At 71.5% G+C, this 25,118-nt stretch carries 21 protein-coding genes and 2 tRNA genes; 6 read left to right on the forward strand and 17 right to left on the reverse strand.

The window, feature by feature from the left end; translation table 11 throughout:
- Positions 1-5 precede the first annotated feature (5 nt).
- From mreD to folC, 6 genes are all read right to left on the reverse strand, one after another.
- Positions 6-701 (reverse strand): rod shape-determining protein MreD, encoded by a 696-nt coding sequence (gene mreD / locus ACZ50K_RS03675; protein WP_468896959.1) that lies wholly within the window; start codon positions 699-701, stop codon positions 6-8.
- Positions 702-705: 4 nt separating this feature from the next.
- On the reverse strand, positions 706-1,653 hold the full coding sequence (gene mreC, locus ACZ50K_RS03680) for a rod shape-determining protein MreC (protein WP_468896961.1): 948 nt from the start codon (positions 1,651-1,653) through the stop codon (positions 706-708).
- A gap of 124 nt (positions 1,654-1,777) precedes the next feature.
- Positions 1,778-2,797, reverse strand: coding sequence for a rod shape-determining protein (locus ACZ50K_RS03685; protein WP_008738981.1), 1,020 nt, complete (start codon positions 2,795-2,797; stop codon positions 1,778-1,780).
- Between the two features lie 305 nt (positions 2,798-3,102).
- Positions 3,103-3,513: a nucleoside-diphosphate kinase gene (ndk, locus tag ACZ50K_RS03690; protein ID WP_468896963.1), complete on the reverse strand. Its 411-nt coding sequence runs from the start codon at positions 3,511-3,513 to the stop codon at positions 3,103-3,105.
- A 51-nt stretch (positions 3,514-3,564) separates the two neighbouring features.
- Entirely contained in the window at positions 3,565-3,921 is a 357-nt protein-coding gene (locus tag ACZ50K_RS03695; protein WP_468896965.1) for a DUF4233 domain-containing protein, read from the reverse strand.
- 6 nt (positions 3,922-3,927) lie between these two features.
- A complete protein-coding gene (folC, locus tag ACZ50K_RS03700) occupies positions 3,928-5,409 on the reverse strand; it encodes a bifunctional tetrahydrofolate synthase/dihydrofolate synthase (protein ID WP_468897212.1) in 1,482 nt (493 codons plus the stop codon).
- Positions 5,410-5,571: 162 nt separating this feature from the next.
- On the opposite strand from folC, the gene ACZ50K_RS03705 reads away from it, so the two are divergent.
- On the forward strand, positions 5,572-6,618 hold the full coding sequence (locus ACZ50K_RS03705) for a rod shape-determining protein (RefSeq protein WP_468896967.1): 1,047 nt from the start codon (positions 5,572-5,574) through the stop codon (positions 6,616-6,618).
- Between the two features lie 19 nt (positions 6,619-6,637).
- On the opposite strand, the gene ACZ50K_RS03710 is transcribed toward ACZ50K_RS03705, so the two are convergent.
- Complete coding sequence (locus ACZ50K_RS03710; protein ID WP_468896969.1) at positions 6,638-7,786, reverse strand: sensor histidine kinase; 1,149 nt, start codon at positions 7,784-7,786, stop codon at positions 6,638-6,640.
- 260 nt (positions 7,787-8,046) lie between these two features.
- Between ACZ50K_RS03710 and ACZ50K_RS03715 the strand changes: the two genes are divergently transcribed.
- The gene (locus ACZ50K_RS03715; RefSeq protein WP_468896971.1) at positions 8,047-10,758 is read left to right on the forward strand and encodes a YfhO family protein; all 2,712 of its coding nucleotides are present in this window, start codon (positions 8,047-8,049) and stop codon (positions 10,756-10,758) included.
- Positions 10,759-10,860: 102 nt separating this feature from the next.
- On the opposite strand, the gene ACZ50K_RS03720 is transcribed toward ACZ50K_RS03715, so the two are convergent.
- A complete protein-coding gene (locus ACZ50K_RS03720) occupies positions 10,861-13,482 on the reverse strand; it encodes a valine--tRNA ligase (RefSeq protein WP_468896973.1) in 2,622 nt (873 codons plus the stop codon).
- 97 nt (positions 13,483-13,579) lie between these two features.
- Between ACZ50K_RS03720 and ACZ50K_RS03725 the strand changes: the two genes are divergently transcribed.
- Together ACZ50K_RS03725 and ACZ50K_RS03730 are read left to right on the forward strand one after the other, a co-directional pair.
- Positions 13,580-14,269: a hypothetical protein gene (locus tag ACZ50K_RS03725; RefSeq protein ID WP_468896975.1), complete on the forward strand. Its 690-nt coding sequence runs from the start codon at positions 13,580-13,582 to the stop codon at positions 14,267-14,269.
- A gap of 93 nt (positions 14,270-14,362) precedes the next feature.
- Complete coding sequence (locus tag ACZ50K_RS03730; protein WP_468896977.1) at positions 14,363-15,334, forward strand: hypothetical protein; 972 nt, start codon at positions 14,363-14,365, stop codon at positions 15,332-15,334.
- Positions 15,335-15,407: 73 nt separating this feature from the next.
- Here the strand turns inward: ACZ50K_RS03730 and clpX are convergent, their stop codons facing one another.
- The 5 genes from clpX to ACZ50K_RS03755 all read right to left on the reverse strand — a co-directional run bounded on the left by clpX (position 15,408) and on the right by ACZ50K_RS03755 (position 20,001).
- Positions 15,408-16,694 carry an ATP-dependent Clp protease ATP-binding subunit ClpX gene (gene clpX / locus ACZ50K_RS03735; RefSeq protein ID WP_468896979.1) on the reverse strand — a complete coding sequence of 429 codons (1,287 nt, stop codon included), beginning with the start codon at positions 16,692-16,694 and terminating at the stop codon, positions 15,408-15,410.
- A 103-nt stretch (positions 16,695-16,797) separates the two neighbouring features.
- Positions 16,798-17,451, reverse strand: coding sequence for an ATP-dependent Clp protease proteolytic subunit (locus ACZ50K_RS03740; protein WP_468897214.1), 654 nt, complete (start codon positions 17,449-17,451; stop codon positions 16,798-16,800).
- 73 nt (positions 17,452-17,524) lie between these two features.
- Positions 17,525-18,142: an ATP-dependent Clp protease proteolytic subunit gene (locus ACZ50K_RS03745; protein ID WP_468896981.1), complete on the reverse strand. Its 618-nt coding sequence runs from the start codon at positions 18,140-18,142 to the stop codon at positions 17,525-17,527.
- 232 nt (positions 18,143-18,374) lie between these two features.
- Complete coding sequence (gene tig / locus ACZ50K_RS03750; protein WP_468896983.1) at positions 18,375-19,760, reverse strand: trigger factor; 1,386 nt, start codon at positions 19,758-19,760, stop codon at positions 18,375-18,377.
- A 164-nt stretch (positions 19,761-19,924) separates the two neighbouring features.
- Positions 19,925-20,001, reverse strand: a tRNA-Pro gene (locus tag ACZ50K_RS03755).
- Between the two features lie 171 nt (positions 20,002-20,172).
- Between ACZ50K_RS03755 and ACZ50K_RS03760 the strand changes: the two genes are divergently transcribed.
- Positions 20,173-20,243: transfer RNA gene (locus ACZ50K_RS03760), tRNA-Gly, on the forward strand.
- 74 nt (positions 20,244-20,317) lie between these two features.
- Here the strand turns inward: ACZ50K_RS03760 and ACZ50K_RS03765 are convergent.
- The 4 genes from ACZ50K_RS03765 to ACZ50K_RS03780 all read right to left on the reverse strand — a co-directional run bounded on the left by ACZ50K_RS03765 (position 20,318) and on the right by ACZ50K_RS03780 (position 23,749).
- Positions 20,318-20,512, reverse strand: a complete 195-nt coding sequence (locus tag ACZ50K_RS03765; RefSeq protein ID WP_468896984.1) for a hypothetical protein — start codon at positions 20,510-20,512, stop codon at positions 20,318-20,320.
- A gap of 132 nt (positions 20,513-20,644) precedes the next feature.
- Positions 20,645-21,103, reverse strand: a complete 459-nt coding sequence (locus ACZ50K_RS03770; protein WP_468896986.1) for an HD domain-containing protein — start codon at positions 21,101-21,103, stop codon at positions 20,645-20,647.
- On the reverse strand, positions 21,100-22,521 hold the full coding sequence (locus ACZ50K_RS03775; protein ID WP_468896988.1) for a pyridoxal phosphate-dependent decarboxylase family protein: 1,422 nt from the start codon (positions 22,519-22,521) through the stop codon (positions 21,100-21,102). The genes ACZ50K_RS03770 and ACZ50K_RS03775 overlap by 4 nt, the downstream gene beginning before the upstream one ends.
- A gap of 82 nt (positions 22,522-22,603) precedes the next feature.
- Positions 22,604-23,749, reverse strand: coding sequence for a SpoIIE family protein phosphatase (locus tag ACZ50K_RS03780; RefSeq protein ID WP_468896990.1), 1,146 nt, complete (start codon positions 23,747-23,749; stop codon positions 22,604-22,606).
- A 117-nt stretch (positions 23,750-23,866) separates the two neighbouring features.
- Between ACZ50K_RS03780 and ACZ50K_RS03785 the strand changes: the two genes are divergently transcribed.
- Complete coding sequence (locus ACZ50K_RS03785) at positions 23,867-25,099, forward strand: GNAT family N-acetyltransferase (protein WP_468896992.1); 1,233 nt, start codon at positions 23,867-23,869, stop codon at positions 25,097-25,099.
- Positions 25,100-25,118: the final 19 nt, after the last annotated feature.

Here is a 25,118-nt window from a genome sequence, read left to right on the forward strand (position 1 = left end):
CCCCGTCACAGCTTCTTGACGCTCTTCACGCCCTTGACGCCCTTTATGCGCACGGCCCGGTTGGCCCGGCCGCGGGCCGTGCGCATCCGCAGTCCGCCGCGCTGGCTGCCGATCCGCAGTCCGGTGCCGCCGGCCAGCCAGCCGGAGGACACGTCGGTGCCCTGCGGCGGGCCGCCGTTGGCCTCCACCGCCATCGGGTCGTTCTCGGCGCGGCGGGCCAGCGCCATGATGAACGGCACCGTGAAGGGGGCCAGCAGCAGGTCGTAGAGCACCGAGGTGAACAGCAGCCCGGTCAGGCCCACGTTCTGGGCGGCGGTGTCGCCGACCAGGTTGCCGACCCCGGCGTTGAGCAGGGTGGAGCCGATGGCGGCGGCGACCACGGTCAGCATCGGGCCCCAGGCCGAGCGGAACCGTCCGGTGTCCGGGCGGGCCAGCCCGACCAGGTAGCCGGTCACGCAGAGCACCAGCGCGTAGCGGCCGGCGGCGTGGTCGGCGGGCGGGGCCAGATCGGTGAGCAGTCCGGCGGCGAAGCCGAGCAGCGCGCCGGAGGTGGCCCCGTAGACCAGGGACAGCGCGACCACGGTGAGCAGTATCAGGTCGGGCACGGCGCCGGGCAGTTGGAGCCGGCCCAGGACGGTGACCTGGACGACCAGGGCGACCACGACCAGCGTGGACGAGAGCAGGATCCGGTTGAAGCGCATGAGGTCAGCTCTCCTCGTCCTCGGTCCGGCCGGACATGCTCGGGGAGGGCGTGACCGTGACGGTGACCGTGGGGATGGGCTTCGGGGCCGCCGGCTTGGGCGGGAGGACGGCGTCGCGGGGGTCGGTCCGGGGGGCGACCACGACCACGCCGACGATGTCGAGACGGGAGAAGCCGACGAACGGCCGGACGTGCACGGTGCGGGTGAGTCCGCCGCCGGAGGGGTCGACGCGGACCACCTCGCCGAGCGGGACCCCGGGCACGAAGGGCTTGTTGCCGCGGGAGCCGAAGGTGACCAGCCGGTCCCCCGGCTTGACCTTCGCCTTGCCGTTGAGCATCTGGACGGCCAGCGCCCGGTCGCCCTGGCCGGTGGCGAAGCCGAGCTCGCCCGTCTTCTCCAGCCGGGTGCCGACGGTGAAGTCGGGGTCGTTGGCCAGCAGCACGGTGGCGGTGTCGGGGCCGACGGTGGTGACCCGGCCGACCAGTCCGTCCCCGTTGAGGACGGTCATGTCGCGCTGGATGCCGTCCTTGCTGCCGGCGTCGATGGTGACGGTCCAGGAGAAGCCCTGGCCCGCTCCTATGGCGATGACCTCGGCGCCCTTGATGCCGTACTGGCCGGCGCCGGCCCGCTTGAGCATGGTGTCCAGCTGGTTGATCCGGCTGCGGTTGACGTCCTCGCTGCCGAGCTTGGCCTTCAGGGCGGCGTTCTCCCGTTCGAGGACGCTGATCCGGTTGTGGCGCTCCCCGGAGTCCCGGACCGCTCCTATGGCGTTGGCGACCGGGTCGACCGCCGTGGCGACGCCCTTCTCCACCGGGCCGAAGACCGCGGCGGCGGCCTGCCGGGCACCGTCGACCGGAGACTCCTCGCCCGCCCGGATGTCCACCGTGATCAGCGCGAACGCGATGGCGACCAGCAGTACCAGGAGCAGCCGGCTCTCTCGTGTGTCCCTCACGTGCGGCGGCCGTGCCTTCCTCGTCGGAATCTTCGTATGTCTGTATATCAACGATCCGCCGGACGGGAGCGGCAGCACCCGTACGGCGGATCCTTGTGTTCCGCTTGCCCTCCGGGCGGGCCGGCTATCGCCGGGGCTGGGCGTCCAGGACCTGCTGGAGGGCCTCGAACTCCTCCACGCACTTGCCGGATCCGAGGGCCACCGAGTCGAGCGGGTCCTCGGCGATGTGGATGGGCATGCCGGTCTCGCGGCGCAGCCGCTCGTCCAGTCCGCGGAGCAGGGCGCCGCCGCCGGTGAGGACGATGCCGCGGTCCATGATGTCGCCGGAGAGTTCCGGCGGGCACTTGTCCAGGGTGGTCTTGACCGCGTCGACGATGGCGTTGACCGGCTCCTCGATGGCCTTGCGGACCTCGGCGGCCGAGATGACCACGGTCTTGGGCAGCCCGGAGACCAGGTCGCGGCCGCGGATCTCGGTGTGCTCGTCCTTGTCGAGGTCGTAGGCCGAACCGATGGTGATCTTGATCTGTTCGGCGGTCCGCTCGCCCAGCAGGAGGCTGTACTCCTTCTTGATGTGCTGGATGATCGCGTTGTCCAGCTCGTCGCCGGCCACCCGGATGGACTGCGCCGTGACGATTCCGCCGAGCGAGATGACGGCCACCTCGGTGGTGCCGCCGCCGATGTCCACGACCATGTTGCCGGTGGCCTCGTGGACGGGCAGGCCCGAGCCGATGGCGGCGGCCATGGGCTCCTCGATGATGTGCACCTGGCGGGCGCCGGCCTGCGTGGACGCCTCGATGACGGCGCGGCGCTCGACCCCGGTGATGCCGGAGGGCACGCAGACCACGACGCGCGGGCGGGCCAGGTAGCGCCGCTTGTGGATCTTCAGGATGAAGTAGCGGAGCATGCGCTCGGTGATCTCGAAGTCGGCGATCACGCCGTCCTTCAGGGGGCGTACGGCGACGATGTTGCCGGGCGTCCGGCCGATCATCTTCTTCGCTTCGGATCCGACCGCAAGGATGCCACCGGTGTTCGTGTTGATGGCCACGACGGAAGGTTCGTTCAGGACGATCCCCCGGCCCCTCACGTACACCAGCGTGTTGGCGGTCCCGAGGTCGATCGCCATGTCACGGCCGATGAACGACATGTTGTTCCCCTTGTTCCCCATGAGGAGCGTCTGGCCTTCCAGTTGATAGCGGCTGCTGTCAGGTCGGCGAGGTGGGTGTGTGGGTGGAGGCCCCATCGTAGTGCCGCAGGTGAGCACATCGCGCGACGGGACTCCGGCGGTGCCGCCGAAACGGTTACCCGCCCGGCCGGGCACCCCACTAGTGGTGACGTCGGGTCCTGTCCATGCGTTCCCGGTGCGGCCCGGGAATACCGAAGGGCGACCGAAATTACTTCGGTCGCCCCAGGTCATGAGCGCTATTCGGCTGATGTTCGGCCGCTGCCGGTTCAGAGCGCCGGGAAGAACAGCTTCAGCTCGCGCGCGGCCGACTCCTCGGAGTCGGAGGCGTGGATCAGGTTCTCCCGGACGATGCTGCCGAAGTCCCCGCGGATGGAACCGGGGGCCGCGGCGATCGGGTCGGTGGGGCCGGCCAGCTGGCGGACGCCCTCGATCGCGCGCTCGCCCTCGACCACCAGGACCACGACCGGGCCGGAGGCCATGAAGCCCATCAGCGGCTCGTAGAAGGGCTTGCCCTTGTGCTCGCCGTAGTGGGCTTCCAGGGTCTCCTGGTCCAGGGTGCGCAGCTCCAGCGCGGGGATGGTCCAGCCGGCCTTGCGCTCGATGCGGCCGATGACCTCGCCGATCAGGCCGCGACGGACGGCGTCGGGCTTGAGGATCACGAGAGTGCGCTGGGACATGGGTGCGGCTCCTTGCGGCAAACGGGTGCGGTCGTACGAGGCTACAGGGGGTCAGGCCCCGGCCTCGGCCTCGGTCTCGGCCTGGGCGGCCCAGCGGGCCTTGATCTCGTCGACCTTGCGGCCGTAGTGCACCGAGCACCACCACAGGACCGCGAAGACGGCGCCCAGGACGAACATCGCCGGGACCACGAAACCGCTCAGGACCAGCCCGGCCTGCAGGGCCCAGCCGATCTGCACGGCGCCGGGGCGGGACAGCATCCCGCACAGCAGCACCGACAGCAGCATCACCGTCCCGCAGACGGACCAGACCTGGACCTGGGTCAGGTCGGGGTTCTTCATGGCCACCAGGCCCGCGAAGCCGACGACGAAGAACTCGCCGATGAGCGTCGAGGCGCACAGGGTACGCACGTGGGTTCAGCCCCTCTTCAGCAGCAGGCGGGCCTCGCCCACCGTGATCACGGAACCGGTGACCAGCACCCCGGCCCCACCGTATTCGGCCTCTTCCTCCGCCAGGGTGATCGCCGCCTCCAGGGCGTCGTCCAGCCTGGGCTCGACCTGCACCCGGTCCGCGCCGAACACCTCCACCGCGATGGCGGCGAGCTCGTCCGCGTCCATCGCCCGGTGGCTGGTGTTCGCGGTGACGACCACCTCGGCGAGGATCGGTTCGAAGGCCTCCAGCACCCCCCGGACGTCCTTGCCGTCGCTGGAGCCCAGCACCCCGATCAGCCGGCTGAAGCCGAAGGACTCGGTGACCGCCTCCGCCGTGGCCTGGGCGCCCGCCGGGTTGTGCGCCGCGTCCAGGACGACGGTGGGGCTGCGCCGCACCACCTCCATCCGGCCGGGCGAGGACACCGAGGCGAAGGCCTTGCGGACGGTGTCCGCGTCCAGCGTCCGGGCGTGCTGCCCGCCGATGCCGAAGAAGGCCTCGACCGCGGCCAGGGCCACCGCCGCGTTGTGCGCCATGTGCGCCCCGTACAGCGGCAGGAAGATCCCGTCGTACTCGCCGCCCAGACCGCGCAGGGTGAGCTGCTGGCCGCCGACGGCGACCTCGCGGGAGAGCACCCCGAACTCCATGCCGGCCCGGGCCACGGTGGCGTCCACCTCGACGGCCCGCTTGAGCAGGACCTGTGCCGCGTCCACCGGCTGCTGGGCCAGGATGACGGTGGCGTCCTGCTTGATGATGCCGCCCTTCTCACCGGCGATCTCGGCCGGCGTGGTGCCGAGCCGGTCGGTGTGGTCCAGGCTGATCGGGGTGACCACGGCGACCGCGGCGTCGATCACGTTGGTGGCGTCCCAGCTGCCGCCCATGCCGACCTCGACCACGGCCGCGTCCACCGGGGCGTCCGCGAAGGCCGCGTAGGCCATTCCGGTGAGCACCTCGAAGAAGGACAGCCGGTAGTCCTCGGAGGCGTCGACCATCTCCACGTACGGCTTGATGTCCTGGTACGTCTCGACGAACCGCTCGGCGCTGATCGGCGCCCCGTCCAGGCTGATCCGCTCGGTGACGGACTGCACGTGCGGGCTGGTGTACCGGCCGGTGCGCAGTTCGAAGGCGTTCAGCAGGGTCTCGATCATGCGGGCCGTGCTGGTCTTGCCGTTGGTGCCGGTGATGTGGATCGAGGGGTAGGCGCGCTGCGGCTCGCCGAGGACGTCCATCAGCGCGGAGATCCGGCTGACGGAGGGCTCCAGCTTGGTCTCGCCCCAGCGGGTGGCCAGCTCCCGCTCCACCTCCTGGAGGGCCGCGGCGACCTCCGGGTCCGCGGGACGGGAGGGCACCGGGTCGCCCTGCGGCGGGCCGGCCTGGGCGCGCAGGGTCCGGCTGCCGGCCTCGATCACCGCCAGGTCGGGGTCACGGTCGGTCTGGTCGGCGACGATCTCGTCGAACTCGTCGAACATCTCGGACCGGCTGCGGTCGCTGGGCTCGGGCTGCTGCTCACTCACGGGCCCAGTCTACGGACGGGGGCGGCCGGGACTTCCGGCCCGGGCGGTTCGGGACCTTCGGCGGGGGGGGCGGCCTTGATCGTCGTGCAAGCCTTGCGGCAGGAGATTGGGGAACAAATGCCGCAGGCCAGTACCAGCAGGGCGGGGTCCAGCCGGGACATCGGGATCGATCTGGGGACCGCGAACACCCTGGTCTACGCCCGAGGGCACGGGATCGTCCTCAATGAGCCGTCCGTGGTCGCGGTCCGGGCGGGCACCACCACCGCGCTGGCGGTCGGGGACGAGGCCAAGGCCACGATCGGCCGCACCCCGGGGTCGATCACCGCGGTCCGCCCGCTGCGGGACGGGGTGATCTGCGACTACGAGGTGGCCGAGGAGATGATCCGGCACTTCGTCCGCAAGGCGGTGCCCGGGCGGCGGACCCGCACCCGGATGGTGGTGTGCGTGCCCTCCGGGGTGACCCCGGTGGAGCGGCGGGCCATCGTGCACGCCTCCGCCCGGGCCGGCGCCCGGTCCGTCCATCTGATCGAGGAGCCGATGGCGGCGGCGATCGGGGCGGGGCTGCCGGTGGAGGAGCCGCGCGGCTCGATGGTCGTGGACATCGGCGGCGGCACCACCGAGGTCGCGGTGATATCGCTGGGCGGGATCGTCACCGCGCGGTCCCTGCGGGTGGGCGGGGACCGGATGGACGAGGCGATCATGGAGTACGTGCGCAAGGAGCACGCGCTGCTGATCGGCGAGCGGACCGCCGAGGACGCCAAGGTGGCGATCGGCTCGGCCTGGCCGGTGCCGGACCGGCCGGAGCTGGAGTCCCGGACCCTGCCGGTGCGGGGCCGGGAGAAGGTCGGCGGCATGCCCAGGACCCTGGAGCTGACGGCGGCCGCGGTGCGGGCCGCCCTGGAGGATCCGGTGGAGGCGATCGTGGCGGCGGTGCGGGCCACCCTGGAGGACTGCCCGCCCGAGCTCTCCGGCGATGTGATGGAGCACGGCATCGTGCTGACCGGCGGCGGGGCGCTGCTGCCCGGGCTGGACCTGCGGATGGCCTCGGCCACCGGTATCCCGGTGTTCGTGGCGGACGCCCCGCTGGACTGCGTCGCGCTGGGGTCGGGGCGCTGTGTCGAGGACCTGGACGGACTGAAGTCGGTGTTCTCCGCGGTTCAGTAGGTCCGGCAGCGGGGGCGGTTCAGTAGCGGGGCAGGATGGCGAGCACCCGGTAGGACCCGTCGGCGCGGTCGGCGGTCAGGGTGCCGCCGAGGCTGCGGACCCGCTCGGACATGCTGGCGGTGCCCGAGCCCGCCGACACCGGGGCCCGGCCGCCGGTTCCGGTCGGCAGCGGGTTGCTGACCTCGATCCGCAGCTCCGGGCCGGCCGCGGCCACCGAGACGCGTACGGTCTGGCCGTGGGCGTGCTTGGCGGCGTTGGTCAGGCACTCCTGCACCACCCGGTAGACCGCCGCCTGCCGCAGCGGGGACAGTCCGCGCACCTCCGGGTCCAGGTCCAGGCGGACCGGGGAGCCGGCCCGGTCGCTCTCCGCGGCCAGGGCGGCCAGCCCTTCGACGCCGGGGGTGGAGGTGCGTTCGCCGCGCTGCACGATGATCTCGTTCAGCACCAGATGGGCCCGGCGCGCGGTGTCGGCGAGCTCCTCGAAGTCCTTGGCGTACGCGGTCTGCCTGGTCCGCATCGACAGCACCTCGGAGCGGACGGTCAGCAGGGTCAGCTCCCGGCCGACGAAGTCGTGGACGTCCCGGGCCACCGAGGTGCGCTCCTCCTCCACGGCCAGCCGGACGGCCGACTCGGAGCGCCGGGCGTCGAGTTCGCGGACCAGGTCCTGCCGGTAGGCGGCGATCCCGACACCGGAGGCCAGCACACCGATGGGCACCACCAGGCTGAGGAAGGAGCTGAGGGTCTCGGTGCCGTCCTGGGCCCAGCCCGGCACCGCGAACAGCACCAGGGCGAAGGCGATGTAGCCGAGGGTGGCCAGGATCCCGGCGGACCGGCCCCGGTAACGGCCCACCGAGTAGAGGGCGAACTGGATCAGGGTGAGTTCGTGCAGCCAGCCGATGAAGAGCAGGGCCACCGCCAGCGGCAGCCAGGGCATCCGGCGGCGGAGCAGCAGGGTGGCGGCGCCGGCGGTGAGGACCGCGGCGGCGGCCGGGCCGCTCAGCGAGTTGTCGGCGGCGGCCAGTCCCGGCAGGTCCAGGGCCATCAGGCCGAGGCAGCCGAGGGCGGTGAGGACGTCCAGCGCGCGCGGGGATCCGGAACGGATTCCGGCGGTTCGGCGGCCGAGGGCCGCGACCCTTCGGAGCGCCGGGGCGACGGGCTTGACGTGCATGCCTTCCATCATCCGTGCTGGGTGCGGCGGATCCGTCCGACAGAGCGCACGGAATAAGTGATATACGGCACAACGGACATGCCGGACAGGGTCTTTCGACCCTCCCCCGGCGCCCTTGGGGCCCATTTCCCATTCCGTGGACACCGGGACTCGGGCCTTCAACCCACCCGACGGACAATTAGTATGAGTAATGCCGACGGCCCTTGGACTGGCCGGCCGGGGGGACGCAACACCAGCCAAGGGCTTGAGGAATTCCATCGATGACCACCGCTCCGACCACTCCTGCTCCGACGCGCCCAGACACGGGCCGCCCGTCCGGACCGGCGGCCGTACCCGCCGCACCCGCAGCACCGGCACCGCGCCGCCGGACGGCCGGAATCCTGGCCCCGCTGGCCGCCGCACTGCTGTCCATGGCGGCCTACTGCGCCGGACTCGCCGCCCAGGGCACCTACCCCTTCGGAAGCACCCCGCGGGCCGTGAACGACCTGCGCCACCAGTACGTCCCATTCCACACCTATCTCTGGGACCTCCAGCACGGCACCGCCCAGGGCGACGTCCTCTTCAATTGGCAGAGCGGATACGGAGTCGGATTCCTCGGGGACTTCCTCACCTATCTCACCAATCCCTTCTCCTGGCTGACCGGACTGTTCTCCCGCTCCGACGCGGAATTCTCCGTCTTCCTGGTCAGCCTGCTCAGCATGGGCCTGGCCGCCGCCACCATGACCGTCTTCCTCGGCCGGCTGCGCCCCGGCTCCCCCTGGCTGCGGGCCCTGCTCTCCGTCGGGTACGCGGTCTGCGGCTGGGGCGTCGTCGAGGGCACCGTCGTCCCGATGTGGACCTGGGGCCTGGTCGCCCTGCCCCTGCTCGGCCTGGTCGCCGACTGGGCCCTCACCGGCCGCCGCTGGGTCCTCGGCAGCCTGGCCGTCGCCCTCTGCTGGTTCGCGAACTTCTACACCGCCGCCATGGCCACCCTCGCCGCCGCCCTGGTCCTCGGGCTGCGCCTGCTGATCGCCGAGACCGACCACCGGACCCGGCTGCGGGCCCTGGGCCGGGCCGCCGGCATGACCTGCACCGGACTCCTGCTGGCCGCCCCCGCCGTCCTGGTCTGCGGCCTGGCCGACGCCCAGTCCCAGCCCACCGACCAGTTCGTGGTGAGCGTGGACACCGAACCCCTCACCTACCTGTCGATGCTCCTCCCGGGCACCCTGCCCGAGCACCCCGCGCCCAACGTCTTCGCCGGCGTCCTCAGCCTGCTGCTGGTGCTGGCCCTGCCGTTCCAGTCCCGGGTCCGCCGCCGCGAACGGGCCGCCTGGCTCGCCCTGCTGCCGCTCACCGCCGCCTCCTTCGTGATCACCCCGACCGCGAAGCTCTGGCAGGGCATGACCCTCCCGCACGGCGCCCCGTTCCGCGAGTCCTTCGTCCTCAGCGGGCTCATGGTGATGGCCGCCTGGATCTGCCTGGCCCACATGCCCCGCCCCCGCGCCCTGCTCGGCGGTGCCGCACTCCTCGCCGCCCTGGTCCTCGCCACCCGCGACCTCCAGCCGGTCAACGAGTACGCCCTGCGGACCGCCGTGGCCGGCGGCGCCGCCGTCACCCTGCTGACCCTGCTCTACTCCCGCGGCCTGCGCCGCCCCGCCCGGATCGCCGTGGTCGGCCTGCTCGCCGCCGCGGTGGCCGCCAGCACCGCGTACGCCGTCTACGGGGTCACCGTCCTGCACGACCCCCGGCTGCGCGGCCCCGACCGCACCGAGACCATGCGCCTGCTCGGCACCAACGCCCACCAGGCCCTGACCGAACAGAACAGCTGGCCGGCCGGCCGCACCGACCCCGGCGCCGGGGTGTACGTCACCAACAACGACCCCATGCTGCTCGGCGGCCAGGGCGGCTCCTACTACAGCAGCTACGTCAGCGTGGAGACCGCCACCGGCCTCCGCGACCTCGGCCTCGGCTACCGGATGGGCGGCCGGCACCTGCTGCCCGCCGAGGACCCGGTCCTCCAGACCCTGCTCGGCGTCAACGCCGTCCTGGCCCCCTACAACCCGGGCCACACCCGGGTGCTCCGCTGGCCCGCCCAGCCGCTGGCCGCCGCCCTGGAAGCGGTGGACACCGACCACGTCCGCGTGTTCACCCGCCCCGCCCCGCCCCTGGTCACCGTCCGCCCCGCGGGCACCGACCAGGCGTACGGGGCACCCGCCGGCACCGTCTGGGCCCGCCAGCAGGCCGCGCTCGGCGCCCGGGTCTACACCGTCCCCGAACTCCGCCACACCTCCGGCCCCGGCGGCGAACGCACCCCCGACGGCTCCGCGTTCCGCCTGGAACGCGCCGCGGAACCCGTGGTGGAGACCACCCCCGGACCCGACACCGACCAGTGGACCGTCTTCACCGCCCACTGCGCCCCCGGCAGCCGGGCCTTCCTCCACGCCCCCGAACTCGACGCCGTGGTCCGCGGCGGCAAGGGCCCCAAGCAGCTCTTCCTCGGCGACCCGCCGCGGGTCCTCGCCGGACTGACCGAACTGGCCCGGGTGCCCGCCGACGGCCGCTTCGACATCAAGGTCCGGGCCGCCGGCGACGGCCAGCTCCTCCCCGCCCACGCCCTCGGCTGCCTGGACACCGCGGCCCTCGACGCCCGGGTCGACCAGCTGACCTCCACCGGCGCCCGCTCCGTACGCACCGGCGGCCACACCATCAGCGCCACACTCCCGCCCTCCTCCACCGGCACCGCCGTGATCGCCACCACCGCCGCGCAGGGCTGGACCTGCTCGGCCGGCGACGGCCCGCACCGCGCCCCGGTCTCCTACCAGGGCCTGCTGGGCGTTCCGCTGGGGGCCGGGGCCGACCGGATCTCCTGCACCTACAACCCGCCGGGCCTGGGGACGGGCCTGGTCGGCACCGCCGTGGGAACCCTGCTGCTGTTCGGCGCCCCGCTCCTGCCGTCCCGGCGCCGCCGCCCCACCACGCACCAGGAGCACTGAGCCGACTCCCCCACCGCACGCCGAAGGGCCCGGACCATGAGGTCCGGGCCCTTCGTACGGAACGGGCGGAGCGGTGGAACGGGCGGAGCGGGCGGGCTCGGATCAGCCGGCCGGGAGGGCCGCGATCTGCGCCTGGATACGGGCGATGTCCGCCTCCGCCTTCGCCAGCCGGCCCTTGATCTTGTCGACCACGTTGTCCGGGGCCTTCGCCAGGAACGCCTCGTTCCCGAGCTTGCCCTCGGCCTGCTGCTTCTCCTTCTCGGCCGCGCCCAGGTCCTTCGTCAGACGCTTGCGCTCGGCGGCCACGTCGATGGTGCCGGAGAGGTCGAGGGCCACCGTGGCACCCGCGACCGGCAGGGTGGCGGTGGCGCTGAACTCCGCGCCCTCCGGCTGGAGCCGCAGCAGCTGCCGGATCGCGGCCTCGTGCGCGGCCAGCGCGGTGCCGGCCAAGTCCAGCCGGGCCGGGACCTTCTGGCCGTCCTGGAGCCCCTGCTCCTTGCGGAACCGGCGGACCTCGGTGACCACGGCCTGGACCTGGAGGATCTCGGCCTCGGCGGCCTCGTCACGGAACCCGCTGTCGGCCGGCCAGTCGGCGATGACCAGGGACTCGCCCCCGGTCAGCGTGGTCCACAGGGTCTCGGTGACGAAGGGGACCACCGGGTGCAGCAGCCGCAGCATCACGTCCAGGACCTCACCGAGGACCCGGCCGGACACCCGCGCCTGCTCGCCGCCCGCGAAGAACGTGGTCTTCGACAGCTCGACGTACCAGCTGAAGACCTCGTCCCAGGCGAAGTGGTAGAGCGAGTCCGACAGCTTCGAGAACTGGTAGTCCTCGTAGTAGGCGTCGACCTCGGCCACCGTCTTGTTGAGCCGCGACAGGATCCACCGGTCGGTGGCCGACAGCTGCTCGACCGGGGGCAGTTCGCCCTCGATGGTGGCGCCGTTCATCAGCGCGAAGCGGGTGGCGTTCCAGATCTTGTTGGCGAAGTTCCGGGAGGCCTGGACCCAGTCCTCGCCGATCGGGACGTCGACCCCGGGGTTGGCGCCCCGGGCCAGGGTGAAGCGGACGGCGTCGGAGCCGTACTCGTCCATCCAGTCGAGCGGGTTGACCGCGTTGCCGAAGGACTTGGACATCTTCTTGCCGAACTGGTCGCGGACCATGCCGTGCAGGGCGATGGTGTGGAACGGCGGGGTGCCGTCCATCGCGTAGATGCCGAACATCATCATCCGGGCGACCCAGAAGAAGAGGATGTCGTAGCCGGTGACCAGGACGGAGTTCGGATAGAACTTCGCCAGGCTCTCGGTCTGCCGCGGCCAGCCCAGCGTGGAGAAGGGCCACAGGCCGGAGGAGAACCAGGTGTCCAGGACATCGGTGTCCTGGTGCCAGCCCTCGCCCGTCGGCGGCTGCTCATCCGGTCCGACGCAGACGATCTCCCCGTTCGGGCCGTACCAGACCGGGATCCGGTGGCCCCACCACAGCTGGCGCGAGATGCACCAGTCGTGCAGGTTGTCGACCCAGTCGAAGTACCGCTTCTCCATCTCCTGCGGGTGGATCTTGACCTGGCCGTCGCGGACCGCGTCACCGGCGGCCTTGGCGAGCGGGCCGACCTTGACCCACCACTGCATGGACAGCCGCGGCTCGATGGTGGTCTTGCAGCGCGAGCAGTGGCCGACCGAGTGGACGTACGGCCGCTTCTCCGCGACGATCCGGCCCTCGGCGCGCAGCGCGGCGACGATGGCGGAGCGGGCTTCGAGGCGGTCCAGGCCCTGGAAGGGGCCGTGCGCGGTGATGACCGCGCGCTCGTCCATGACGGCGAGGTTGGGCAGGCCGTGCCGCTGGCCGATCTCGAAGTCGTTCGGGTCGTGCGCGGGGGTCACCTTGACCGCGCCGGTGCCGAACTCGGGGTCGACGTGCTCGTCGGCGACGATCGGGATGCGGCGGCCGGTGAGCGGCAGCTCGATCTCGGTGCCGACCAGGTGCCGGTAGCGCTCGTCCTCGGGGTGGACGGCCACGGCGGTGTCGCCGAGCATCGTCTCCGCGCGGGTGGTGGCGACGACGATGGCGTCGTCCCCGTCGCCGTAGCGGATGGAGACCAGCTCGCCGTCGTCGTCCTGGTACTCGACCTCGATGTCGGAGATCGCGGTGAGGCAGCGCGGGCACCAGTTGATGATGCGCTCGGCCCGGTAGATCAGCTCGTCGTCGTAGAGCTTCTTGAAGATGGTCTGGACGGCCTCGGAGAGGCCCTCGTCCATGGTGAACCGCTCGCGCGACCAGTCGACGCCGTCGCCGAGGCGGCGCATCTGGCCGGAGATCTGGCCGCCGGACTCGCCCTTCCACTGCCAGACCCGCTCGACGAAGGCGCTACGGCCCAGGTCGTGGCGGGACTTGCCCTCCTTGGCGAGCTCGCGCTCGACCACGTTCTGGGTGGCGATGCCGGCGTGGTCCATGCCGGGCTGCCACAGGGTCTCGAAGCCCTGCATGCGCTTGCGGCGGGTGAGGGCGTCGATCAGCGTGTGCTCGAAGGCGTGGCCCAGGTGCAGGCTGCCCGTGACGTTCGGCGGCGGGATGACGATGGTGTACGCGGGCTTGTCGCTCGAAGCGTCGGCCTCGAAGTACCCACGCTCTACCCAGCGCTCGTAGAGCTTCCCCTCTACCTCGGCCGGCGCGTACTGGGTCGGCAGTTCGGAGTTGGGGCTGCTGGGTGTCTGCGTGTTCTCGGTCACCGGCCCAGGATACGGCGGGCCGTCCCCCCGTTACGAATCGATACCGCGCGACAGCGGGCCGTTGACCGGCCGTGGGCGTTCGCGTCTCATCCAGAACATGACAGACAACCCGCGGGAGCCCGGTGGGCCGCTCCCGTCCACCGCCCCCTTCCCCCCGGTCCCGGCCCTCGTGCCCGGACTCGAACCCCTCGCCCCTCCGCCCACCAGGGGCCGGAGGATCCTCAAGATCGCACTGACCGTGCTCGCCCTCGGGGCGGGGCTGGCGCTCGGCCGGCTCGCCATGGGAGCCCTCCTCGAAGACGACCCGCTCCCGGCGGACGCCGGCCGCTACGAGCTGGTGCCGCCCGCATCGTTCCAGGGGCTGACGCTCCAGGACTCCGGCCCGCGGGTGGAGGCGATCAGGAAGGGCCAAGGACCGCAGAAGCCCGGGACCCGGCAGCTGGCGGTGGTCTACGCCGACACGGCCGGCACCGCCCGGCTGGTGGTCAGCGGGGCCTCCGGACGGTTCACCGACCAGGACCCCGGCCGGGAGGTGGCCGCCGGGCTGGTGTCCCTGGGGGTCGAGGAGTCGGAGATCTCCGAACACGACGCGGGCAGCCCGGCGGGCGGCGCGATGCGGTGCGGCCCCCTGGCCATCGGATCCGGGACGCTCCGGCTGTGCATGTGGGCGGACCACAGCTCCCTGGTCACGGTGACCGTCCCCGTCGAGAACGCTCCCGTCACCATCGCCGAACTCGCAGACCGGGCGAAGGCGCTGCGCGGGGTCCTGGAGGTCCCGGCGTCGTAGTTCGGTAACGCCTGGCACCCCGGCGCCCCGGCCGGGCCCGGCTTCCGACAGGATGTGTGGAGCAGATAAGAATCCTCATAGGGGGACCCAGAGATGAGCTACAACCAGCCCGGCCCGTACGGCCAGCAGCCGAACCCTTACGGCGGGCAGCAGCCGCAGCAGCCCAACCCGTACGGCCAGCCGCCGCAGGGCCAGCCGGGCTACGGCTACCCCCAGCAGGCGCCCCAGGGCGTCCCCCCGCAGCAGGGCCAGCCCGGCTACGGCTACCCCCAGCAGCCCGGCACCCCGCCCCAGGGCCAGCCCGCCTACGGCTACCCGCAGCAGCCGGGCCAGGTCCCGCAGCAGCCGCCGTACGGCCAGCCCCCCAAGAAGTCCAAGACCGGCCTGATCGTGGTCGCGGCCGTCGCCGCCGTAGCGGTGATCGCGGGCGGCGGCTACCTGCTGCTGGGCGGCGACAGCGCGGGCAACAGCGATGTCGCGGCCTCCACCAAGGGCTACAAGATCGTCCCGCCGGAGTCGGTCGGCGAGTACAAGAAGGACGAGAAGGACTCCTCCGGCTCCTTCGACGACAAGGACAAGAAGGAGGCCGAGGGCATCGGGATCAAGAACCCCGAGCAGGCCACGCAGGCCTACCAGGCGGGTGACGTCAAGACCAACCCGCTCGCGGCCAAGGTGCTCAACTTCACCGGCCTGTACGGCGAGATCGAGGACCCGGCCAAGACCCTGGACGCTTCGTTCGCGCTGATGAAGGCCAGCGCGGAGAAGGAGGACAAGGACAACGAGGTCGCCTTCGTCGGCAGCGCCGAGTCGAAGGCGCCGGCCGGCTTCGACGGCGCGCTGATGAAGTGCCAGGAGGCCAAGTTCAAGCCCAAGAAGGCCTCCGACAACCCGATGGCCCCCAAGGAGTTCTCGGTGTCGGTGTGCATCTGGACCGACTACAGCACCATGGGCATGGTGATGCCCATGGACCTGGGCGCCGTCATGACCAACAAGAACGGCTTCACCCTGGACCAGGCCGCCGAACTGGCCGCCAAGCTCTACAACACGGCCCGCGTCAAGAAGTAGCCCAGCACCGCCGCAGCACGCCGAAGGGGCGCCCCGGGGTCTCCCGGGGCGCCCCTTTCGGATGAGCGGGGTGTCAGGCGGACTTCTCGTGGGGGCCCTGGTCCTTGGGGACGATCCTGGGGACCAGGGTCGGGTTCACGTTGGAGCGGACCACGTCGGCGGTGATGACCACGCGGGCCACGTCCTTGCGGGACGGGACCTCGTACATCACCGACATCAGGACCTCCTCCATGATGGCGCGCAGGCCGCGCGCGCCGGTCTGCCGGAGGATGGCCTGGTCCGCGATGGCTTCCAGTGCCTCGCGCTCGAAGTCCAGCTCCACGCCGTCCAGTTCGAACAGCCGCTGGTACTGCTTCACCAGCGCGTTCCGCGGCTCGATCAGGATCTGCAGGAGGGCTTCCCGGTCCAGGTTGTGGACCGAGGTGATGACGGGCAGACGGCCGATGAACTCGGGGATCATCCCGAACTTCACCAGGTCCTCCGGCATGACCTCCTGGAACTGGTCGCTGGCCTCGATCTCCCGCTTGGAGCGGATCGTCGCGCCGAAGCCGATGCCCTTGGCACCCGCCCGGGACTCGATGATCTTCTCCAGGCCGGCAAAGGCCCCGCCCACGATGAACAGCACGTTCGTCGTGTCGATCTGGATGAACTCCTGGTGCGGGTGCTTCCGGCCGCCCTGCGGCGGGACGGAGGCGGTGGTGCCCTCCAGGATCTTCAGCAGGGCCTGCTGGACGCCCTCGCCCGAGACGTCACGGGTGATCGACGGGTTCTCGCTCTTGCGGGCGACCTTGTCGATCTCGTCGATGTAGATGATCCCGGTCTCGGCCTTCTTGACGTCGTAGTCGGCCGCCTGGATCAGCTTGAGCAGGATGTTCTCGACGTCCTCGCCCACATACCCGGCCTCCGTCAGCGCCGTCGCGTCGGCGATGGCGAACGGGACGTTGAGCATGCGGGCCAGCGTCTGCGCCAGCAGGGTCTTGCCGGAGCCGGTCGGGCCGAGCAGCAGGATGTTGGACTTCGCGAGCTCGATCGCGTCGTCCCGGCCCTGCGCTCCGCCGTTCTCGCCGGCCTGGACCCGCTTGTAGTGGTTGTAGACCGCGACGGAGAGCGCCTTCTTCGCCGGCTCCTGGCCGACGACGTAGCTCTCCAGGAACTCGTAGATCTCGCGGGGCTTGGGAAGTTCTTCCCAGCGCACCTCGCTCGTCTCGGCGAGTTCCTCCTCGATGATTTCGTTGCAGAGGTCGATGCACTCGTCGCAGATGTACACACCGGGTCCTGCGATGAGCTTCTTCACCTGCTTCTGGCTCTTTCCGCAGAACGAGCACTTGAGCAGGTCGCCGCCGTCACCGATGCGTGCCACGAGGTGCTTCCCCTTCGCCTGGGAGACGCCTGGTTCAGCGCTCCTGGTGCCTCATATCCGACGGTACCTTGCCGGGGCCCCGCCGCGGGGCCCCGTGCAAGTATCAGACCGCGCTGCTCTTGCGGGTCGAGACGATCTGGTCGATCAGACCGTAGGCCAGAGCGTCCTCGGCGGTCAGGATCTTGTCGCGCTCGATGTCCTCGCGGATCTTCTCCAGCGGGGTGGTCGAGTGCTTGGCCAGCATGGTCTCCAGCTGGTCGCGCATGCGCAGGATCTCGTTGGCCGCGATCTCCAGGTCGGAGAGCTGCTCGCGGCCGGTGCCGCCGGACGGCTGGTGGATGAGCACACGGGCGTTCGGCAGCGCCATGCGCTTGCCGGCGGTGCCGGCGGCGAGCAGCACCGCGGCGGCGGAGGCCGCCTGGCCCATGCAGACCGTCTGGATGTCCGGCTTCACGAACTGCATGGTGTCGTAGATGGCCGTCAGCGCGGTGAAGGAGCCGCCGGGGCTGTTGATGTAGATGGAGATGTCGCGGTCCGGGTCCATCGACTCCAGGCACAGCAGCTGCGCCATGACGTCGTTGGCGGAGGCGTCGTCGATCTGCACGCCGAGGAAGATCACGCGCTCCTCGAAGAGCTTCGCGTACGGGTCGTACTCGCGCACGCCCTGCGAGGTGCGCTCCACGAAGCGCGGGATGACGTAGCGGTTGTCCACCTGCGGGCCGGTGTAGAGGCCGCCGGCGGGAGAGAGGTTGTTCATGTGCATCTGGGGTTTCACCATCCTGGTGGCGTTCTGCGGGCTGGGGCTGTCCGTGTACGGGTGGACCGGGGGATCAGGCCCCGGTGCCGCCGCCGCCCGGAACGTTGGACGCGGCCGAGATGATCTCGTCGATGAGGCCGTAGTCCTTGGCTTCCTCGGCGGTGAACCAGCGGTCGCGGTCGCCGTCGCGGATGATCGCCTCGACGGTCTGGCCCGAGTGCAGCGCGGTGATCTCGGCCATCCGCTGCTTGGTGCGCAGCAGGTACTGGGCCTGGATCTTGATGTCCGAGGCGGTGCCGCCGATACCCGCGGAACCCTGGTGCATCAGGATGTCGGTGTTCGGGAGGGCGAAGCGCTTGCCCTTGGCGCCACCGGTGAGCAGGAACTGGCCCATCGAGGCGGCCATGCCCATGCCGATGGTGACCACGTCGTTCGGGATGTACTGCATGGTGTCGTAGACCGCCATGCCGGCCGTCACCGAGCCACCGGGGCTGTTGATGTACAGGTAGATGTCCTTCTCCGGCTCGGCGGCCAGGAGGAGGAGCTGCGCGGTGATCTTGTTGGCGATGTCGTCGTCGACCTGCTGGCCGAGGAAGATGATCCGCTCGCCGAGCAGCCGGTTGTAGACATGGTCGCCGAGGCCGCCACCGATGGACGGCTCACCCGCGGCGTAAGGCATCAGATTCGTCACGTATCCACCTGCTCGTCTCCGACGGCTCACGTGCCGTCTCAGCGTCTCGTTCGGAGGGCAGTGCCCCCATAGTCATGGACCCTAACGCGCAGGTCGGACAACGCCATCCCGCTTCCCGAACTGTTCGCTCGGAGCGCAAGGTGTGTCAGGTCCGGCGCGGGGACGCGGAAGGGCCCGGACGCACACGCGTACGGGCCCTTCCGCCGCGGCCCCGAAAGGCCGCGGGAAGTGCTTACTTGGCCTCGGCGTCGCCCTCGGCGGCGGCCTCGACGACCTCGGCGGCCGACTCGGCGGCCTCGTCCTCGTCCTCGTCGGACAGGTCGACGAGCTCACCGTTGGTGTCGGTCACCTTGGAGCCCTCGACGACCAGCGCGAGCGCCTTGCCGCGGGCGACCTCGCCGACCAGCATCGGGACCTGGCCGCCCTCGACGACCGCCTGGGCGAACTGGTCGGGGGACATGCCGGAGGAGGCCGCGCGCCGCATGAGGTGCTCGGTGAGCTCCTCCTGGTTGACGTTCAGCTTCTCCTTGTTGACCAGGGCGTCCAGCAGGAACTGGGTCTTGATGCCCTTGACGGCCTGCTCGCGGGTCTCGGCCTCGAACTCCTCGACCGTCTTGCCCTGGAACTCCAGGTACTTCTCGATGGAGAGGCCCATCTGACCGAGCTGGTGGTGCTCCAGGTTGTGCTTGCGGGTGTTGACCTCGTCCTCGAGCAGCTTCTCGGGGACCGGGATCTCGGCGAGCTCGATGAGCTTCTCCAGCACCCGCTCCTGGGCCTGGGTGGCCTGGTCGTACTGCTTCATGGTCTCAAGGCGCTTGCGGCTGTCCGCCTTCAGCTCCTCCAGGGTGTCGAACTCGCTCGCCAGCTGGGCGAACTCGTCGTCCAGGGCCGGGAGCTCCTTGGCGGAGACCTTGGTGACCTTGACGGTGACCTCGGCGTCCTTGCCCTCGGCGGAGCCGCCCTTCAGCTGCGAGGAGAAGGTGGCCTCGCCGCCGGCCTCCAGGCCCTTGACGGCCTCGTCGATGCCGTCGAGGAGCTCGCCGGAGCCGATGGTGTAGGACACGTCGGAGGCGACGCCGTCCTCCAGGACCTCGCCGTCGACCTTGGCCTCAAGGTCGATGGTGACCACGTCGCCGTCTTCGGCGGCGCGCTCGACGGCGTTGGTGGAGGCGAAGCGGTTGCGCAGCTGCTCGACCGACTTCTCGACGTCCTCGTCCGACACCTCGACGGCGTCGACCTCGACCTCGATGCCGGAGTAGTCCGGGATCTCGATCTCGGGGCGGACGTCGACCTCGGCGGTGAAGGCCAGCAGCTCGCCGTCCTTCAGCTCCGTGATGTCGACCTCGGGCTGGCCCAGCGGGTTCAGGTCGGCCTCGTTGACCGCCTCGGTGTAGAACTTCGGGAGGGCGTCGTTGACGGCCTCCTCCAGCACCGCACCGCGGCCGAAGCGCTGGTCGATGACCCGGGCGGGGATCTTGCCCTTGCGGAAGCCCTTCACCGTGACCTGCTGGTTGATCTTCTTGTACGCCGCGTCGAGGCTGTCCTTGAGCTCCTCGAAGGGCACCTCGACAGTGAGCCGAACCCGAGTCGGGTTCAGGGTCTCCACGGCGCTCTTCACGGTTCGGTCTCCTTGTGGCTGACTTCGGGGGGTGCCGCCGACGCTGGTCTGCAACGGTCCGGCGGATTTGGGCCCGGCACATCAGACACACGGGCACGCAGCTTGCATAGTAACCGCAAGCGGGAAGCAGCCCACAACGCGATCATCGCGGGTGGTGGTACTGGTGGTCGGGGTGGCCGGATTCGAACCGACGACCTTCCGCTCCCAAAGCGGACGCGCTACCAAGCTGCGCCACACCCCGTCGGTGCGACACGTAGGGTACATGCCCGCGACGGGTCCTCGGCGCAGGGTTTTTCCGGCGGTGTTTCCGGACGGCCGGCGGGCCGCCACGGAATGGGGTGTGCGCGCGACCGGCGGGACCCGCTAGGATGCTGTTCGTGCCGCGGTGCTCTTGACCTGCGGCGCGCGCTGTGCGGGTGTAGCTCAATGGTAGAGCACTAGTCTTCCAAACTAGCTACGCGGGTTCGATTCCCGTCACCCGCTCTCATGGCTCAGGGCCGTCCGGAGGATCTTCCGGACGGCCCTGAGGCGTTCTGGCGCCGCGGGGGCGCCGCTGGTCAGAGTTTGATGCCGGCGATGGTGTCGGCCAGCGAGTCGAGGAAGTTGTTGACCTCGGGGGCGATCGAGCTGGAGGCCAGGAAGAATCCGAAGAGGACGGCGACGATGGCCGGGCCCGGCTTGATGTGGTTGCTGCGGATCAGCACCACCATGATGATCGCCAACAGAACCACCACTGACAGCGAAATGGCCACTACTGATCACACCTTCGGTCGTCCCCTGGTCGGCCCGAGGGCACGGCCGCGCACCCCCATACGGACCATCGTGCCACCAACGGGCCCCGGCTATCCGCCCCGTGGGGACGTTTTCTGCCAACTCGGCGGTTTTCAGAGGCCCAAGAGCGCCCTGACCCGGGTGTACTTGGCGGTCAGCCGGGCGCGGGTGGGTTCGTCCAGGTCGGCCAGCCGGGCCGGGTCGGTGTTGTGTGCGAGGTCGGCCTCCTTGACGAGGAGGGCGCCGGGGGTGGCCAGGATCCGGGCGGTGTACTCCTCCAGGGGTTCGCCGGGGCGTTTGCTGACGGCCAGCACCATGTCCTTGGCGGTCTGCGGCAGTGCGGCGGCGGCCAGCCACTCGGGGGTGAGGGCGTGGTCCTCGATGGCGTCGTGCAGCCAGGCGGCGGCCTGCTGCTCGAAGCTTCCGCCGCGGGTCCTGACCCCCTCGGCGACGGCCGCGAGGTGTTCGGCGTACGGGCGCCCGGACTTGTCCCGCTGGCCGGCGTGGGCCGCGCGGGCCAGTGCCTCGACCTCGGGCAGGGTGAGGGGCGCCGGTGGGGTGTCCGGTGTCATACGAGTCCCTTCGCCGCGGTGTGGAGGGCCTCGGCGGCCCGGCGTACGTCCGCTTCGGTGGTACGCCAGTTGGAGAACGCGGCGCGCAGCGCGGCGGTTCCCCCGTACACGGTGGGGGTGAGGAAGACCTCCTCGGCCACGGCGGCGCTCAGGGCGGCGAGGCGTTCGGGGGTGGGGGCCTCGGCGAGGGTGAAGCAGACCACGTTGAGGCGGACCGGGGCCAGCAGGCGGAACGCGGTGCCGCGGCCGCCCGACGTCCCCGTGCCGGAGGTGGTCGGGGTGGTGAGGTGGGCGGCCAGGGAGTGGGCGCAGGCGATGTCGCGTTCGACGATCTCGCGGTGGCCCCGGCGGCCGTAGGCGCGGAGGGTGAACCAGGTGGCGAGGGCGCGCAGCCGGCGGGAGTTCTCCGGGGTGAGGTGGACCAGGTCGGGGTTCTCGCCGAGCGGGCCGAGGTAGGCGGCGGAGTTCTGGAACACCTGGGCCTGGAGGTCGCGGCGGCGGGTGAACTGGACGGCGCTGTCGTAGGGGACGTTCAGCCATTTGTGGAGGTCCACGCAGACGGAGTCGGCGAGGCCGAGTCCGGCGGTGAGGTGGGCGTGGTCCGGGGAGAGGGCGGCGAACCCCCCGAAGGCGGCGTCGGTGTGCAGCCAGGCGCCGTGCCGGTCGCGGAGGGCGGCCAGCGCGGTGAGGTCGTCGAAGTCCACGGTGTTGACGGTGCCGGCGTTGGCCACGATCACGGCGGGTCCGGGGGTGTCGGCGAGGGCCCGGTCCAGGGCGCCGGGGTCGACGGCCTCCCGGCCGGGCAGGGTGGGGACCCGGACCAGGGAGTTGCGGCCCAGTCCGAGGACGGAGAGGGCCTTGGCGATGGAGGAGTGCGGGGCGCCGGAGAGCACCCGTACGGGTCCCAGGGCGGCGGCGCCGTCCTGGGCCGGGGAGACCCCGAGGCGTTCGCCGAGCCATTCCCGGGCCACGGCCAGGCCGACGGTGTTGGACATGGTGGCGCCGCTGACGAAGGTGCCGGTGTGTTCGGCGGGGAGGCCGAAGAGCTCGCGGAGCCAGGAGACGGTGTGGCGTTCCAGTTCCTGGCCGGCCCCGTCGAGGGCGGAGTTGGAGTTCTGGTCGTGGGTGGCGGTCAGCCAGTCGCCGGCCAGGGCGGCGGGGGTGGCTCCGCCGGTGACGAAGCCGAGGTAGCGGGGGCCGGCCGAGCCGGAGAGGTGGGGAGCCCACCGGCCGGTGAACTCCTCCAGGGCGGCGGCCAGGCCCTCGCCCCGGTCCGGGAGCGGGCCCGGGGGCGGCCGGGGGGTGTCGCGTACGGCGGGGGCGGCGGGCAGGGCGGCGAGGGTCTCGGCGGCCCGCCGGGCGGTGCGGTCGAGGAGTTCGGGCAGGTGGGCCAGATCGGCGGCGAGATGGGCGTCCATGGGGGCACGGTAGGGCGGTCGGGGGCCCGCTCCACGGTCCAATCGCCGCGAAGTGGCCCGCCCCGCGGGCCCGGTCCGCCGGTCAGGCGGAGCGGCGGAGCAGGAGCAGGGCGCGGTCGTCGTTGACGTCCTTGGCGACCTTCTCGATCAGGTGCCAGGCGGCGCCCTTCCAGCCGGCCACCACATAGCGGTCGGCCTCGCCGGTGAGCCTGTCGATGCCCTCGCTGATCTCCCGTTCGGCGGTTTCGACCAGGCCGTCGGTGAAGAGCATCAGGACGTCTCCGGGGCCGAGGTTGCCGCGGGCCGGTTCGAACTCGGCCCCGTCGTAGACCCCGAGGAGCGGGCCGGTGCCGGAGCGCTCCTGCCAGCGGCCGGTGCCGGCGGAGAGCTGGAGGGCGGGCAGGTGGCCGGCGGAGAGGAGTTCGTAGTCCCCGGTCTCCAGGTCCAGGACCAGGTGGACGGAGGTGGCGAAGCCCTCGTCCCAGTCCTGGCGGAGCAGGTAGCCGTTGGCGGCGGGCAGGAAGTCGGCCGGGGGCAAGGAGCCGAGGAGGCCGCCGAAGGCGCCGGAGAGCAGCAGGGCGCGGGAGCCGGCGTCCATGCCCTTGCCGGAGACGTCGGTGAGGACGACCTCCAGGGTGCGGCCGGCCGGGCCGGTGCGGGAGGCCACCACGAAGTCCCCGGAGAAGGACTGGCCGCCGGCCGGGCGGAGGGCCATCTCGTGGTGCCAGCCGGCGGGCAGGGCGGGCAGTTCGCTCTGGACCCGGATCCGTTCGCGGAGGTCGAAGAGCATGGTGCCGCCGCGTCTCCAGGGGACTCCGACGCGGCTGCGGAACTGGGCGATGACCAGTCCGAAGAATCCGCAGGCGGCGACCACCAGGACGGTGCCGGGGGTGACCCGGGCGGGTCCCTGGGTGTACGGGCCGAGGGCCAGGGCCTCGACGATCAGGGCGGTGGCGGAGGCCGCGTAGAGGGTGAGGAGGCTGGCCGGGCGGAGCAGCAGGCCGCCCGCGACGATCGGCAGGACCAGGGCGGAGGGCGAGAACCAGACGGGCAGCAGCAGGGTGCCGCAGGTGATGGCGGGGACGGTGAGCAGCAGTCCGGCGAAGGCCAGCCAGTCGGAGGCGTCGCCGCGGAAGTAGTCCACGGCGGATCTGCGCAGGGCGGTGCGGGCCCGGTGCGAGAGCTTGCGCAACCGGGCCGCGAGGGTTTCCGCTCGTGCTCGGGCCATTGTCTGGGGACCTTATCCATCCTTGCTGTGCATGCGCAGGGGTACCCCCTGAGGCCGTGCGGGAACGGGTCCTAAATCCGATCGACTCAGGAGTATTGCCCTGGTAGGCATGGCCTTATGGCATATGAGATGCGAGTCCTCCGCCCTGCGGAATGGGATGTCTGGTACGAGGGGCTGGAGCTGGCCTTCGGCGGTGTCACGGAGCCGGCGGAGGAGCGGGAGCTGTGGCGGTCCCTGACCGAGCCGGAGCGGTCGCTGGGGGTGTGGGACGGCGAGCACAGCGTGGGTTCGGCCTCGGCGTTCGGCTTCCGGCTGTCGGTGCCGGGGGGCGGGGTGCTGCCGGCGGCCGGGGTGACGATGGTGGGGGTGGCGCCCACGCACCGGCGGCGGGGCATCCTGACCTCGCTGATGCGCCGCCAGCTGGACGACGTCCGGGCGGCCGGTGAGCCGCTGGCGGTGCTGACGGCCTCGGAGGCGGCGATCTACGGCCGGTTCGGCTACGCCGTCGGGTCGTACTGGGTGTCGCTGGACATCGACACCACCCGGGTGCGGCTGGCGCTGCCCGCGGGGGCGGAGTCGGTGCGGCTGCGGCCGGTGGATCCGGAGAAGTCGCTGCCCGAGTGCGAACGGGTGTACGCGTCGGTGGCGGAGCGGCGGGCGGGGGTGCCGGTCCGGCAGCCGGGCTGGGAGCGGGCGGCGGTGGTGGATCCGCCGGCCGGCCGGGAGGGCGCGTCCCCGCTGAAGTGCGTGGTGGCCGAGGGCCCGGACGGCGAGGTGGCCGGGTACGTCCGGTACCACGTGAAGCCGGAGTGGGGCCCGGACGGTTCCGCGGGGGTGGTGGAGGTGCGCGATCTGGACGCCCCGGATCCGGTGGTGTACGCGGCGCTGTGGCAGTTCCTGTTCGACATCGACCTCACCGAACGGGTGAGGGCGCGGGTGCGGCCGGTGGACGAGCCGCTGCTGCAGCTGGTGTCGGACGTGCGGCGCTGCCGGCCGCGGGTGCGGGACGCGATGCACGTCCGGCTGGTGGACCTGCCGGCGGCGCTGGCGGGCCGGGCGTACGGGTCCCCGGTGGACCTGGTGCTGGAGGTGTCGGACGCGTTCTGCCCGTGGAACGGGGGGCGCTGGCGGCTGACCGGGGACTCCGGCGGGGCGGTGTGCGTGCGGACGGAGGATCCGGCGGACCTGGCGCTGTCGGTACGGGAGCTGGGCGCGGCCTATCTGGGCGGGGTCTCGCTGGCGTCGCTGGCGGCGGCGGGCCGGGTGTCCGAGCTCCGGCCGGGCGCACTGGCGGAGGCCACCCGTGCCTTCCGCGGCGATGTGGAGCCCTGGCTGCCGCACGGGTTCTGACCGCGTCCCGTCGGGCCGG

It is taken from the genome of Streptomyces sp. NPDC033845 (assembly GCF_055576225.1).